The following is a 13,896-nucleotide window of genomic DNA, read 5'->3' as shown; positions in this document are numbered from 1 at the left end:
CGGGAGCGTTTTTTTATTTTTCTACCTATGTCACAGCAAGCTAAACTCTCTACTTGGGCGAGTAACATCGCTCCATCTCCAACTCTAGCGGTCGATGCCAAAGCCAAAGAACTGAAGGCTGCGGGCGAAGACGTTTGCGGCTTCGGTGCAGGGGAGCCCGATTTTGATACGCCTGAATTCATTAAAGAGGCCTGCATTGAGGCGATCCGCGAGGGGAAGACTAAATATGCACCGGCTCCTGGTATTCCAGCGTTGCGCGATGCGCTGGCTGAAAAATATCGCAAACAAGGGGTCGATGGTGTGACGGCCGCCCAGTGTGTGGTGAGTCCGGGGGGGAAGTATTCCTGTTATCTGGCAATCCTCGCAGTGATTAGCCCCGGTGATGAGGTGATTATTCCAGCTCCTTATTGGGTGAGCTATCCCGAGATGGTTAAATTGGCGGGTGGGGTGCCGAAGACTATCTTTGCTGGTTTGGACAACGGCTTTAAGATCACGCCTGAGCAATTGCGTGAAGCGATCACACCGAAGACGCGTATGGTCGTCATCAATAGTCCCTCCAATCCGACAGGCGCGATTTACTCGCCTGAGGAATTGCAGGCGCTGACTGAGGTCGCTCTCGAAGCGGGCATCTACATCATGTCGGACGAAATTTATGAATATTTGCTCTATGATGGTGTGCAGCATGTGAGCCCTGCTTCGTTTTCTAAGGAAGCGGCCGATGCCGTCATCACGGTGGCCGGCTTTAGCAAAACTTTTTCGATGACGGGGTGGCGCCTCGGCACGCTGATGGCACCTTTGCCTGTGGCTAAAGCTGTGGCGAACCTGCAAAGTCAGACGAGTTCCAATGCCACTACTTTTGCGCAGTATGGGGCATTGGCAGCGATGCAAAATTGGGATCGGTCGATGGCTGCCGTCAATGAGATGTTGACGGTCTTTGATCGCCGTCGCCTAACTTTGTTGGATGGCTTGCGTGGAATCGAGGGCATGGAGTGTGCACGAGCGCAGGGGGCCTTCTATTTATTTCCAAACATTGAAAAGCTCGGTCTCAGCGCGGCTGATTTTGCAGCGCGTATATTGGAGGAGGAAAAGGTTGCCGTGGTTCCTGGCGAGGGCTTTGGTGCGCCGGGCTATATTCGCTTGAGCTATGCGACTTCCGACGAGGTCATTGAAAAGGGACTTGGGCGATTGGTTAAGTTCTGCGCACAACTAAAGGGCTAAGCGGTATCGAACCTGCTTACTATTTTAGCCATTCGATAGAGACATTATTTTTTTACTATGAGCGACAAAGCAAAAATCATCTATACTATCACAGACGAAGCGCCGGCTCTGGCCACGCACTCGTTATTGCCTATTATTGAGGCTTACACCGCTGCTGCTGGAGTTTCCGTGGAAACGCGCGACATCTCTCTCGCGGGGCGTGTGCTTGCGAGCCTGTCTGAGTTTTTGCCAGCTGATCAAAAGACTCCCGACCACCTGGCGGAATTGGGTGCGCTTGCGAAGGCTCCGGACGCTAATATCATTAAGTTGCCAAATATTTCAGCTTCGATGCCGCAGTTGATTGCGTGCATCAAAGAGTTGCAGGCACAGGGCTTTGCATTGCCGGATTATCCGAGTGATGCCAAGACTGATGAAGGAAAAGCGATTCAGGCTGCCTACGACCGAGTGCGTGGCAGTGCGGTGAATCCGGTTCTACGTGAAGGTAACTCGGATCGTCGTGCGGCGGCTGCAGTTAAGCAATACGCTAAAAACAATCCACACCGCATGGGTGCTTGGTCTGCGGATTCCAAGTCGACTGTGTCGAGCATGCCGGATTCTGATTTTTATGCCAACGAAAAGTCGGTCACACTGCCTGAGGCGACCACTGCCAAGATTGAGTTGGTCGCTGCCGACGGTAGCACCACTGTTTTGAAAGAGGGTTTGGCTCTGCAAGCGGGCGAAGTGCTCGATGGCACTTTTCTGAGTGTGCAAGCGCTACGCAAGTTCCTCGCGGAGCAAATCGAAGCTTCTAAGAAAGCGGGTGTGCTCTTTTCACTACACATGAAGGCGACTATGATGAAGGTTTCGGACCCCATCATTTTCGGCCATGCAGTCGAAGTCTTCTATAAAGACGTTTTTGAGAAATACGCCGACACCATCGCAAAGCTCGGTGTGGATGTGAAGAACGGTCTTGGCGACCTTTATGCTAAAATCGCAACTTTGCCTGCTGAAGAGAAAGCGGCGATTGAGGCTGATCTAGACGCTGTCTACAGTAACAGTCCTGCGATCGCGATGGTTGATTCCGACAAGGGCATCACCAATCTACATGTGCCGAGCGATGTGATCATCGATGCGTCTATGCCGGCAGCCATCCGTAGCTCGGGCCAAATGTGGAACGCCGCAGGGGAGCAGCAAGATACTAATTTTGTGATTCCAGATCGCTGCTACGCTGGGGTGTATGCGGAAACCGTTGATTTCTGCAAAAAGAACGGCGCTTTTGATCCGAAGACCATGGGCACTGTGCCCAATGTCGGTCTGATGGCTCAGAAAGCAGAGGAGTATGGCTCGCACGATAAGACATTTGAGATCCCTGCCGATGGCACGGTGCGCGTGGTGGATGCTGCGGGTAATGTGCTCTTCGAGCATCAGGTTGCAAAGGGCGATGTCTGGCGTGCTTGCCAAGCCAAAGATGCTCCGATCCGTGACTGGGTGAAACTTGCAGTGAATCGTGCTCGTGCAACCGGAGCGCCAGCCATTTTCTGGCTCGACGCAGCGCGTGCCCACGATGCACAACTGATCGAGAAGGTGAACACTTACTTGAAGGATCACGATACCGAAGGTTTGGATATTCGTATCCTTAGCCCGGTTGAAGCGACACGTGTCACGCTGGAGCGCGCCAAGGCTGGTGAGGACACCATTTCTGTAACAGGCAACGTACTACGTGACTACCTGACTGATTTGTTCCCAATTCTAGAGCTGGGCACCAGTGCTAAGATGCTTTCGATCGTACCACTCATGAATGGTGGCGGTCTCTTCGAAACAGGCGCGGGCGGTTCGGCACCGAAGCACGTGCAGCAGTTTGAGAAGGAAAACCACCTCCGTTGGGATTCGCTGGGCGAGTTCTTGGCGCTGGGTGTGTCTCTGGAGCACTTGTCGGCGGTCTTTGACAATGCCAAGGCGCAAACGCTTGCAGATACCTTGGACGTGGCCAACACCAAGTTCTTGACCGAGAACAAGTCGCCCTCACGTAAGGTGAACGAACTCGACAATCGTGGCAGTCATTTCTACCTCGCGCTCTACTGGGCGGAAGCCCTGGCTGCGCAAGATAAGGATGCCGACTTGAAGGCTCGTTTCGCACCATTGGCGCAAGCACTCCTCGCGGATGAGGCAAAGATCGTGGATGAGCTCAACTCGGCTCAAGGTGTCGCGATGGACATCGGAGGCTACTACCGCCCGGTATTGGAAAAAGTGCAGGCAGCCATGCGGCCGAGTGCGACATTTAATGCACTGTTAGCTGCGCTCTAAGACGTCGATTCGCAGTCTTTTTTACCATGAGGCCGTCCCGCTCGGGACGGCCTCATTTGTTTTAGTTCCCCTGCAATACGTGCAAGTTGGCCATCGAAATGCCGCTGAGCATGGCGCCGACGATGCCGAGAAAGCCTTGATCGGTGCCGGCTAAATAGAGGTTATTTAAATGGGTGCGGCCGTCTTTGATCTTGTTGGGGGCGCCATAGATTGCGCCGTTTAGGTGGCCGGTGTATTTACGCACTGTGCGTGGGGTAAACATGTCGCTGGCGATGCGGTGGGCGTTTAAATCGAGTTTGCTGGCGGGCAGTAAGCCCAGCGTGACTTTTTGCAGCTCCTCATACCAGTAGGCTTTTTGTGCAAGGTAGTCGTCCTCTGAGAGGGCGCACCACTTGTCGTGATTGGCCATGGCGGTCACGCGCAGGTAGCCTTCGTCCAATTGACGGCCCTCGCCGTATTGATAATTGTTGGGAAAGCAAATGACGCCGCTCGTCGGGTCGACGAGTTCGTCTTCGACGCGCGCGTAGCGGAAGCGCTCGGCGGTGTTGAAAAAGATGATGGTGTCGTCCCAGCCGAAATCGGAGGGCTGTTGATCCAGCACGGTGATGGTCTCGGTAAAGCTGAGCTGGCCAATATTGTCACTGGCGGCGTCAGCTGGCTGATCCTCGCACAGGCGGGCGGTTTCGACCGCACCAGCGGTCGAGATGATCTTATCGGCGGTGAGGACAGCACCGCTGTCCAGTTCGATGGCGGAGGCGTTGTTGCCGCTGGTATGGATCTTTTGAATGCCGCACTTCATCTTGCGCACGCCGCCCAGCGAGCGGTATTTATCCTGCAAGAGTTTGATGATCACACGCACGCCGTCCAGTGGGCGGGCGAAGCCTTCGAAAAAGAGCGAACGAAACATGATGGCGAACTGGCCGTAGTCCATGTCGTGCTCCTGCGCGCTGCCGTAATACATGACTGGGCAGAAGAGCATATCTTCCAGTAGAGGGTCCGATATGTGACGCTGCACCGCCTCGCGGGCGGAGCTGGGCATGGAGCCGAGGTTAAAAGCGTCGAGCGTGCGGACCTCTTCCGCTAACGCGCGGAAACCGTCGATCTGTTTTGGAAAGGCGCGGGCCACTTCCGATTCGAAAAAGGCGAAGTCATTGTTAAAGCCTAGCTCGCAGCCGGGGAAGGCGACTTTGGAGCCATTTTGCGGGCAGAGGTCCAGTGCGTCGTAGGGGATGCGCAACTGGCGTAGTAGCTTGGTCAGCGGTGTACCCTTGGTGCCTTTGGGCACGTAATTGGTCATGGCGTGCAGGCCCACGTCGAATTTACGCCCCCCCTGACTGTAAAAGGAGTTGAGCCCACCAGAGGCATTGTGACGCTCTAGTATGATGACGTTCTTACCAGCCAGCGCGAGACGAATACCGGCGGCCAGTCCAGCCATGCCGGCACCGATGATGACGACTTCGTAGTGTTGTTGGTCGAGGGAGGGAGGCATTATTTAGAGAGGTGTTGTTCGGCGAATGCGGAAAGAGTCAAAATGTGGGTCTGTCGAAAGGGATGGAGCACGAGCAGATCGTCGTCGCCCGTGATGAGGAAGTCTGCCCTGGATGCCGCGGCGAGTTCGAGGAATTTATTGTCCTTCGGATCGCGGCAGTCGTGGATGGTCTCGGTCGGGGTGAACCATTCGGCTTTTGCTGCGATTTTATTTAATACAGATTTGCGTTTTTCGTATGAAAAATACTTGTTGAATTTGGGCCGCATCATGACGTCGTTAAGCTCTGAAAAGCTCATCTCTGACATCGCGTAGGATTCGATTTCGATCAATTCATCGACAAGTATTGCTACTCGACTATTGGGAATCATCGAGTAGCTGACCCAGATGTTTGTGTCGAATATGAGCACTAGGAGGGGTTTACCTCTTCAAGTATATCTTTCAGAATTTCTTCCGTCATGCCATTTTTACGGCCTTCTTCGGACAGCTCTGCGGTCGCTTCGCGCAGCTCACGTAGCCTCAAGCGATGGATCGCTTTCAAGTCTTCCATTGGCACAAAGGCGCCAACTTCGCGGTTCTGGCGTTTGACGATGACAGGTTCGCGACTGCCTTTGTCGAGAAAGGCGCCGAAATTTGCCCGGGCTTCAGTGGAGGACATGGTGATCATCCTTATGAAAATGTACGAAACCGCTGTTTTGTCAATTTTGTACGTTTTGTACGAAACCTATGGACGCAGAAACAACAAAGCACAGGCTGGGAGGCCTGTGCTTTGTGAATGGAGCGAGCGTGGTCGCTTGAAATTATTTCGCGTTGAACTTAGGCGTCAGGTATTCCGCGCAGCTGTCGAGCGACGCCAGCTTGGGGTAATCCTCTTCCGGCACTTCGATGCCGTGTTGCTTGCGGAGCTCCATGACGATGTCGAGGAAGTCCATGGAATCGAGGTCCATTTGGTCGCGAAGATTCACTTCTGGCTTGAGGCCGGTGGTGTCTTCGTCAGGTGCGATTTCGTCGATAATGTCGATTACGATTTGTTTTACTTGGTCTTCGGTCATGGTATTAAATAGCAGATGAATAATGATTTATGACAGAGCGGGTTGCTTAGTCTTCAAATTTTTTGATAATGAGTGCGGAGTTGATTCCGAGCATTCCAAATGAGTTGTTGAGGATAACTTTGACGGCGTCAACCTTGCGCGGCTCGTTAATGACGAGATTTGGCAGATCACACTCGGGGTCGAGCTCTTCCACATTAATGGTGGGGTGGATGATATTATCCTGAAAGGAGGGGAGGTTACCTGCGAGTTCCAGTGCGCCGGCGGCGCCCATGCAGTGGCCGATATAGCCCTTGGTGTTATTGATATAGGTGCTGGGGCAGTCGTTAAATACCTCGGCGATGGCCTTCATCTCCTGAATGTCGCCCATTGGAGTGGAGGTGGCGTGGGTGTTGACGATGTCGACCTCGCCAGGCTCCATGCTCGCGACTGCGAGTGCTTGACGCATGCACTCGGCCTGGCGCTCGGGGTTGGGGAGCACATAGTCGGAGGCGTCAGAATTGATGCGGTAGCCCACGATCTCGCCGAGAATCTTGGCGCCGCGTGCTTGTGCGTCTTCGAGGCGCTCTAAGGTGTAAATGCAGCCACCTTCGGAGACGACGATCCCGTTGCGGCTCTTGTCGAAGGGGCGGCTGGTCTTATTGACGTCGCTTGGATGAGTGCCGAGGGCGCCTTGGCTCTTGAAGCCGGCAAAAATGCCAAAAGATTGCGTGCTTTCACTCACGCCACCGGCCAGTGCAAAGTCCACTTCTCCCAGGCGCAGCATTTGCAGGGCTTGGATGAGGCCCGCATTTCCAGCGGCACAGGCGGCACCGATGGTGTAGTGCGGGCCCGTGATGCCCATGTTGATAGTGATTTCGCCGGCCGGATTGTTGGCCACTGTGCGCGGATTGTGGTGGTGGGTCCAGAATTTGGTGTCGTAGTCGAACTTCGAGATGTTGTAGACCTCGTGCTCGGTTTCCACATTGCCATGCTCGGTGGTGCCTACGTAAACGCCGATGCGGCTCTTGTCGTAGTTTTCGAAGTCCAGGCCGCTGTCGGCAATCGCTTCGCGTGCGCAGTAGATGGCGACACTGCCAGCGCGTGTGCCCACACGAAGTTCTTTGCGGGTTTGATACTTCTTGGGATCGTAGTCGCAGATGCCAGCGGGCACTTCACCCATATAGCGCATATCAACCATTTGAATACGTGCGACACCATCGAGGAGGTTCTTACGATACTCTTCGAGAGTGTTGCCGTTGGGCGAGGTCAGGCCGACGCCTGTGATGACGATGCGTGAATGCTGCATAGGTAAGCGGTAAGGGATACCACGAGTAGAGGTGGAACTGTCAATAGTGGAAAGTTTTTACCTGAGGGGCAAATGTAGATTGTGGATTTTCGCGGAGTATTGATTTTTTAGTTTGGAAAAAAATGCGAGGCTGTCTATCTGGTTCGCATGAACGTATTAGTTGTCGGAGGAGCGGGTTACATCGGTAGCCATTGTGTGCGTCAATTGGTGGCTGCGGGGCATCGTCCCGTAGTGCTGGATAATTTGGTCTTTGGCCACCGTTCGGCGGTGGGCGAGGGGATTCCTTTTTATAATTGTGATTTAGGCGATCCAGAAGCGGTTGCACCTATTCTGCGCGATGAGAAGATCGAGTTGGTGATGCACTTTGCGGCTTTTGCCTTTGTGGGGGAGTCTGTGACGGAGCCGCGCAAATACTACGAGAATAATTTCGTGGCGACGCTCCGCTTGTTGGAAACGATGTTGGATAATGGAGTGAAGAAGTTTGTATTTTCCTCTACTTGTGCGACTTATGGCGAGCCGGAAACGCTGCCGATTGTGGAAACTTTGCCACAAGCACCGATCAACCCTTATGGTCAAACAAAGTTGGATGTGGAAAACTGTCTGAAGGCCTTCGCGCACGCGTATGGGCTGAGTTTTGCGGCATTCCGGTATTTTAACGCTGCGGGCGCGGCTGAGGATGGCACTATTGGTGAGGACCACCAGCCGGAAACGCACTTGATTCCACTAGTCATCGATGCGGCTACGGGGCGTCGGGAGAATATTAAGATTTTTGGCACCGATTACGATACGCCCGATGGCACTTGCCTGCGGGATTATGTGCATGTGGATGATCTGTCTCGGGCGCATATTGCAGTGTTTGAGAAATTAGAAACACCCGGCGCGGGCCACTTTTATAATCTTGGAACGGGACGCCCGAATTCTGTGCGCGAGATCATTGATGCCGTTGAAGCGGTGACAGGGCTTAAAGTGCCTGTGGTGGAAGACGAGCGTCGGGCTGGGGATCCTCCTGCGCTGTATGCAGACTCCAGTAAGGCGCAAAATGAGCTCGGCTGGGAAATTAAATTTACCGAGGTCAAAGATATTATCGAAACCGCTTGGCGTTGGCACCAAGCCAACCCAGAAGGCTTTGCGGACTAGGAGGGGGCGTCGGCTATGAAGGCAATGGAGACTCTTGGCCCTTGGGCTGAGTTTCTTGCCGGGCTGAAATCTTCAGATCGTCGACTTCGTCGAGAGGTCGGCGATTGCTAGAATCCGGGTATGTAATTCAATGGGTTGAGGCTGCTGCTTTCTTCGATGGTGACTCCGTTTTCCGTGCGGGTAGAACCGCAGGCAGAGAGCCATAGTAAGGCTGTGGCAAAGCATAGGCAAAGAGTGAGTTTTGAGAGTCTTGATTTCATTCGATTCCTTGGGTTTGAGAGATCTATGGCTCGCGCCGTATATAAGACCATGTCGTCTAGCAGACTTTGTCGGGTGTGCCGCAAGTGTAAAGCTCTAGTTCGCACGGCCTGTGCTTCTGGGGCTGGTTGGGGGCGTAGCTTGAATCTTTCTCCGCTTAATGGCACACTTTTCTGTGCGGGGTATTGCACGCCACGTATTTTATCCTATAACGCATGGATATGTCCGAAATTTTGACCAACGAAACTTTGCTCTCTGTTCGTGATTTGAAGGTGCATTTCCCTGTCAAGGGAGGGGTGCTCCAGCGCACGGTAGATGTGGTGAAGGCAGTCGATGGTGTCAGTTTTGATGTGCCTCGTGGTAAGACTGTTGGCTTAGTGGGTGAAAGTGGCAGTGGTAAGACCACCACCGGGCGGGCGATTGCTCGTCTGGTGCCGATCACCGCAGGCTCTGTGCAGTATGGCGGTCGTGATCTTGCTACGCTTTCTCGCGGCGAGTTTTTTGGCTATCGAAAAAAGATCCAGGTCATCTTTCAGGATCCTTTCGGTTCACTTAATCCACGCATGACGATATATAGTATTATTGCGGAGCCGTTGGACATACATTTTAAGGCGTGGTCGAAAGCGCAGAAGCAGGCCCGAGTGGCGGACCTGCTGGAAAAGGTGGGGCTCTCGGCTGATTGGATGCAGCGCTACCCGCACCAGTTTAGCGGTGGTCAACGTCAACGGATCGGCATCGCCCGTGCGCTGGCAGTCGAGCCTGAGTTTATTGTTTGTGATGAGCCGGTGAGCGCCCTTGACGTGTCCGTGCAGGCACAAATCGTGAATTTGTTGCAGGATTTGCAAGAGGAGCTCGGATTGACGTATCTTTTTATCGCGCACGACCTCGCTGTGGTGGAGCATATCAGCGATGAAGTGCTGGTCATGACGGAGGGGAAGATCGTCGAGCAAGCCAGTGCAGACGAAATCTACAATAATCCACAGCACCCCTATACCATTAAATTACTAGAGGCGGTGCCGCAGCTGTAAGGATCGGGGGGGTATTTGAAGATATGGGATCAATAGGATCAGATTACGTTCAGCCTTCATTGTTTGACGAAGGGACTCCGGTGCCCACAACAGAGGAGATCACGGCTCAAGAGTTGTCGCAATTTCTCCGCAAGAAGGCGGCACGTCGTCAATTGAGCGAAGATGTCGCGGCGAAGGCTGCGCCGCGTCTTTATTGGCATCTGGGGAGTGAAACCTCGTTTTTCGAGCGCGTGCCTCATCGTTTGTCTACCAGCCCACCGCTGGCGGCTCGTATTAGTGTCTTTGATTATGAGCGTCCACAGCATGCTGGGCAGGCGCTGGTTGAGTGGACCTTGGTGGGGGATGCTTTACCGTCGATTGGTGCGCGCTTCCGAGTGTTTGATTTGAAGGCCGCGAAGTGGATCGGTTCGGGGAGAATTGAAGAGGATCGCGATGAAGTTTTTGCCTTTTTAGTGGCGGGGCTTTGGGCGGACTTTTACAAGTTTGAGCACGATTGCAGCGGCTTGGTTTTGGTTGTTTTTGACCGAAAAAAGGCGTAGTTTTGTGTGTTTTAGCGTATGTCGTGGTGGTCATCTTCGATTTCTGTGCTTGACTGATCTAGTATGGAATGAGGAATCGATTATATGTTTTACCGTCGCGATATCGAAGATAAGAAAAGACCGAAGCCGATGCGGTCGTTTTCACCCGACGCCGTTTTTAGTGAGGAGGCTGCTGAAGCTTCTAAAAAGAGTAGGACCCTCTGGTTTATGGGGGCGATCTTACTGATGCTTGCAGTGGTCGTCGCGTTTATCGCGATATTGAAACTGTACTATGACCCCGAGCGCGGCAGTGGGCAGAACGCAGCGCGCGAAGGGCATGCCGAGCGCATGGAACGTAGGTTTGCGGAGCAACTGGAGGCTGCACGAGCGGCAGAGGCGTCACGTGCCAGCTCTGTGCCGGATGCATATGAATTATTATCGGAGCCGAAACTGTTGCAGGCATATCTCAGTGCATCTGGTGGACGGGATGCGCTTTTTGCTCTGGAGACTTTGCAGTATAAAGGGCGTGTGACCTGGCAGGGGCAGATGCAGTTTTTTGAGCTGTTAAAGCTGAACTCCAATCTAATGCGCCTGACCTTGGAAGCAGGTGGCGCGACGACTGCTTACGGGCATGATGGCCAAGCATTTTGGCAAAGCTCAGAGAATGCGGATGGAGAAAAGAGTTTTAAGCGACTTAGTTTGAGTGAGCAGGAGCCTTTCTTCGAGTGCCGCCGCTTTTTTGATCCACTGATGGCCTATGCACTGCGGGGGGAGGGGACATTGCAAGTGATTGAGTTTGGCGAGTGGCAGGGCAAGACCGCTGTTCGAGTTCAACTTCGTGGCGGAAACTCGAACCGAGTTGATGTGTTTGTGGATCCTAAAACTTTGCGAGTTCGTGGTATGCTTGAGCGCGTTCGGGCGAGTGGCGAAGAGCGTTCGGTCGTATTCAGTGATTTTCAGAGTGTGGACGGATATTATATTCCGTTCAGCCGTCGCGTTTCAGTTCGAGGAGAGCTTGTCTACGATATGAGGCTGACTTCGTGCGATACTAACGTAGATGTTTCCGCTTCGGTTTTTAGACTTCCGGAAGAGCTAGTCGAGCAAACGCCCTAAGCCGAACGGTTCCATTCGACAAGGTGCCTATTTGGGTACTATTATCGAGTATCTTATAAAGAATGAATCGAAATAGCGTATGGAACTGAACCAACCCAATCGAGTGATTAGCCTGCGATGGCTTGTTGCAGTGACTGTCTTCCTGATCTCGTTGCTCAGTGTGGCGGCTTGGTTTATGTGGCCACGCTCAGGGCTGGAGTCGGAGGCTCGTGTGCGGAATTATGGGACTTTGGAGCAATTGACGCGTTTTTCTAATTTTCGGCAGGCTTATTTACGAGCCAACGGTGGGGAGGCGGCCTTGGCGAGTTTACAGAGCGTTCGTGCGACTGGAATCTTTGAGAGCGGAGGGCAGCAGTTGCCATTCTTCTCACTGAAGCGTCGCCCCAATCAGAGTATCACTACGATTACGTTTCCTAACTATGAACTGACCTATGTGGTGAATGGTGATTTGATTTGGCAACGTCTATTGATGCCGGGGGCTGCGCCGCTGTATGAAGTGAAAACCGGGGATGAAGCGCTCGCATTGGCCCAGATGGGGGATTTTTTTGATCCGATTATGCGTGTTTTGCTTTTTGATGAGGGGATTATTGAGCGCCTTTCTCCCAGTAGTTGGATGGGCACGCCTGCGGTGAAGGTCGAGTTTCTCACTAAGGATGGACAAATGAGAGCGGCTGCTTATGTCGAAATTAAAGACATGCGTCCATTGGCTAGAATTGAAGAGCTCCCCGATGGTCAGGAGCGTAAAGTTCTTTATAGTGATTATCGTATTGTGAGCGGCATGCAGGAACCGTTCCTGGTGGAGACATTTCTGAATGACGTAGTGCAAAGCCGAGTCGTGCTAGAAAAGAGTGATGTGAATGTCGGGGCGGTCGCTTCCTTATTTCAGCCACCCGAAGATTTGGTGCCATTGCAGCTGCAGGAGCTTGCAGTGCCGGACGAGGGTAATGCTGCAACGTCTGAAGTAGAGTAAGCCCGTGGATCCCCCATGCGGTGGCGGGATAGCACCGGGTGCTGAGGACCAGTGAGTTCTCGGCGAGTGCTTCCGACAATTTGCTGTGCTTAGGTGCTAGTCCAGTGAGTGGCGCGAAGCATACTCAGGCGCGAGGCAGGGCACGCCCATTTCTCTTTGGACTGCTTGGGCGAAATTTATCGCGACTTCTTCTTCGCCGTGTGTGATGAAAATTTTTCTTGGCTTCGATTTCAGAGCGGTGATCCAGTGCATCAACTCCGACTTGCCCGCATGGCCCGAAAAACCGTGGATTTGTGCGACATGGGCACGTACTGGATGAAACTCTCCATGTAAGCGCACTTTTTGTACACCTTCTAAGATTTGCCGTCCCAAAGTTCCTTGTGCTTGATAGCCGACAAACAGGATCGTGTTTTCGGGGCGTCCCATGTTGGCTTTCAAATGGTGTTTGATACGTCCGCCAGTGCACATGCCGGAGCCTGCGATGACGATGATCGTACCGCGTATTGAATTGATCGCTTTGGATTGTGCTGTTGTCCGACTCATCTTCAGCGAGGGGAAATCGCAAGGGTGGTTCCCTTTGTTCAGGCGTTCCAAAGTCTCTGCATCAAAGAGTTCAGGGTGCCGGCGAAAGACGTCGGTCACGCGCACGGCCATGGGGCTATCCACGAAGACCATGGTGGGTGGGATGCGTTTTTGCTCTAACAATTCACCGAGGTAGTACATCAGTTCTTGAGAGCGTTCGACCGCGAAGCTGGGGATGATGACATTGCCACCTTCAGCATGCGCACGATTCACCACCGTGGCCAGTTGCTCATGTATATCGCCCGCTTCGGGGTGTTCGCGGTCGCCATAAGTGGACTCCATGACCACGTAGTCCGCACCTCCGGTAAAGATAGTTGGGTCGCGTAGAATGGGCACATTGTTGCGGCCGATATCTCCTGAAAATAGAATCGTGCGGGATTTGGAGCCGACCGTTACTTTGAGCAGTATACTTGCGGCCCCGAGAATATGACCGCTTTCAAAAAACGTGGCTTCAAAGCCATCTGCAATTCGTACTGGGGTCTTAAAAGTCGCATAGGACATCAGGCCACCGACGCGTTCGGCATCCTGCATCGTAAATAGTGGCACTTCTGGATATTTACCTTTACGGCCTTCGCGCTTGTGGCGTTTCTTTTTATACGCGGCGTCTTCTTCTTGGATCTTAGCACTGTCGTTCATTACAATTTTTGCGATGTCGCCTGTCGCTGAGGTGCAATAAATTTTAGCACGCAGACCTTCTTTAGCCAGTTTCGGAATCAAGCCACAATGATCTAGATGTGCATGCGTCAGCAGGACTGCGTCCAGTTGCTCGGCCGGAATTTTAAATGGCTGCCAGTTCCGGTCTTGCAGGGCGCGCTCTTGGTAGTATCCGCAATCAATCATTATGCGCTGCTTGTTTGCTTCCACTACATATTGTGAACCTGTCACACCACGCGCTGCCCCAAGAAACCAAATTTTTATATCCATAATTTTGTCCTCCGATCTACTTATAATGTATATCGAATATTC

General features: G+C 52.9%; 14 protein-coding genes. 7 read left to right on the top strand and 7 right to left on the bottom strand.

Features of this window, described 5'->3' with window-relative positions; genetic code table 11:
* The first annotated feature begins 27 nt into the window (after positions 1-27).
* Positions 28-1,218, top strand: coding sequence for a pyridoxal phosphate-dependent aminotransferase (locus SH580_RS09435; RefSeq protein ID WP_319834746.1), 1,191 nt, complete (start codon positions 28-30; stop codon positions 1,216-1,218).
* Between the two features lie 57 nt (positions 1,219-1,275).
* Positions 1,276-3,501, top strand: a complete 2,226-nt coding sequence (locus SH580_RS09430) for an NADP-dependent isocitrate dehydrogenase (protein WP_319834745.1) — start codon at positions 1,276-1,278, stop codon at positions 3,499-3,501.
* A gap of 61 nt (positions 3,502-3,562) precedes the next feature.
* Here the strand turns inward: SH580_RS09430 and SH580_RS09425 are convergent, their stop codons facing one another.
* The 5 genes from SH580_RS09425 to SH580_RS09405 form a co-directional block, all read right to left on the bottom strand.
* On the bottom strand, positions 3,563-4,990 hold the full coding sequence (locus SH580_RS09425; protein ID WP_319834744.1) for a phytoene desaturase family protein: 1,428 nt from the start codon (positions 4,988-4,990) through the stop codon (positions 3,563-3,565).
* Positions 4,990-5,397: a putative toxin-antitoxin system toxin component, PIN family gene (locus tag SH580_RS09420; protein ID WP_319834743.1), complete on the bottom strand. Its 408-nt coding sequence runs from the start codon at positions 5,395-5,397 to the stop codon at positions 4,990-4,992. The genes SH580_RS09425 and SH580_RS09420 overlap by 1 nt, the downstream gene beginning before the upstream one ends.
* Complete coding sequence (locus SH580_RS09415; protein WP_319834742.1) at positions 5,397-5,645, bottom strand: type II toxin-antitoxin system Phd/YefM family antitoxin; 249 nt, start codon at positions 5,643-5,645, stop codon at positions 5,397-5,399. The genes SH580_RS09420 and SH580_RS09415 overlap by 1 nt, the downstream gene beginning before the upstream one ends.
* Positions 5,646-5,787: 142 nt before the next feature.
* Positions 5,788-6,039 carry an acyl carrier protein gene (locus SH580_RS09410; protein WP_308949174.1) on the bottom strand — a complete coding sequence of 84 codons (252 nt, stop codon included), beginning with the start codon at positions 6,037-6,039 and terminating at the stop codon, positions 5,788-5,790.
* A 46-nt stretch (positions 6,040-6,085) separates the two neighbouring features.
* A complete protein-coding gene (locus tag SH580_RS09405) occupies positions 6,086-7,324 on the bottom strand; it encodes a beta-ketoacyl-[acyl-carrier-protein] synthase family protein (protein WP_319834741.1) in 1,239 nt (412 codons plus the stop codon).
* Positions 7,325-7,471: 147 nt separating this feature from the next.
* On the opposite strand from SH580_RS09405, the gene galE reads away from it, so the two are divergent.
* Entirely contained in the window at positions 7,472-8,461 is a 990-nt protein-coding gene (gene galE, locus SH580_RS09400) for a UDP-glucose 4-epimerase GalE (RefSeq protein ID WP_319834740.1), read from the top strand.
* A gap of 107 nt (positions 8,462-8,568) precedes the next feature.
* Here the strand turns inward: galE and SH580_RS09395 are convergent, their stop codons facing one another.
* Complete coding sequence (locus SH580_RS09395) at positions 8,569-8,721, bottom strand: hypothetical protein (protein WP_319834739.1); 153 nt, start codon at positions 8,719-8,721, stop codon at positions 8,569-8,571.
* Positions 8,722-8,940: 219 nt separating this feature from the next.
* On the opposite strand from SH580_RS09395, the gene SH580_RS09390 reads away from it, so the two are divergent.
* From SH580_RS09390 to SH580_RS09375, 4 genes are all read left to right on the top strand, one after another.
* Positions 8,941-9,747 (top strand): ABC transporter ATP-binding protein, encoded by an 807-nt coding sequence (locus SH580_RS09390; protein WP_319834738.1) that lies wholly within the window; start codon positions 8,941-8,943, stop codon positions 9,745-9,747.
* A 23-nt stretch (positions 9,748-9,770) separates the two neighbouring features.
* Positions 9,771-10,286, top strand: a complete 516-nt coding sequence (locus SH580_RS09385) for a hypothetical protein (protein ID WP_319834737.1) — start codon at positions 9,771-9,773, stop codon at positions 10,284-10,286.
* Positions 10,287-10,370: 84 nt separating this feature from the next.
* A complete protein-coding gene (locus SH580_RS09380; RefSeq protein ID WP_319834736.1) occupies positions 10,371-11,378 on the top strand; it encodes a hypothetical protein in 1,008 nt (335 codons plus the stop codon).
* A 79-nt stretch (positions 11,379-11,457) separates the two neighbouring features.
* Entirely contained in the window at positions 11,458-12,348 is an 891-nt protein-coding gene (locus SH580_RS09375; protein ID WP_319834735.1) for a hypothetical protein, read from the top strand.
* A gap of 96 nt (positions 12,349-12,444) precedes the next feature.
* On the opposite strand, the gene SH580_RS09370 is transcribed toward SH580_RS09375, so the two are convergent.
* Positions 12,445-13,854, bottom strand: coding sequence for an MBL fold metallo-hydrolase RNA specificity domain-containing protein (locus tag SH580_RS09370; protein ID WP_319834734.1), 1,410 nt, complete (start codon positions 13,852-13,854; stop codon positions 12,445-12,447).
* Positions 13,855-13,896 lie beyond the last annotated feature (42 nt).

This window comes from Coraliomargarita algicola (assembly GCF_033878955.1).
Classification (GTDB): Bacteria; Verrucomicrobiota; Verrucomicrobiia; order Opitutales; family Coraliomargaritaceae; genus Thalassobacterium; species Thalassobacterium algicola.
This window is presented reverse-complemented; position numbering and strand designations above follow the sequence as displayed.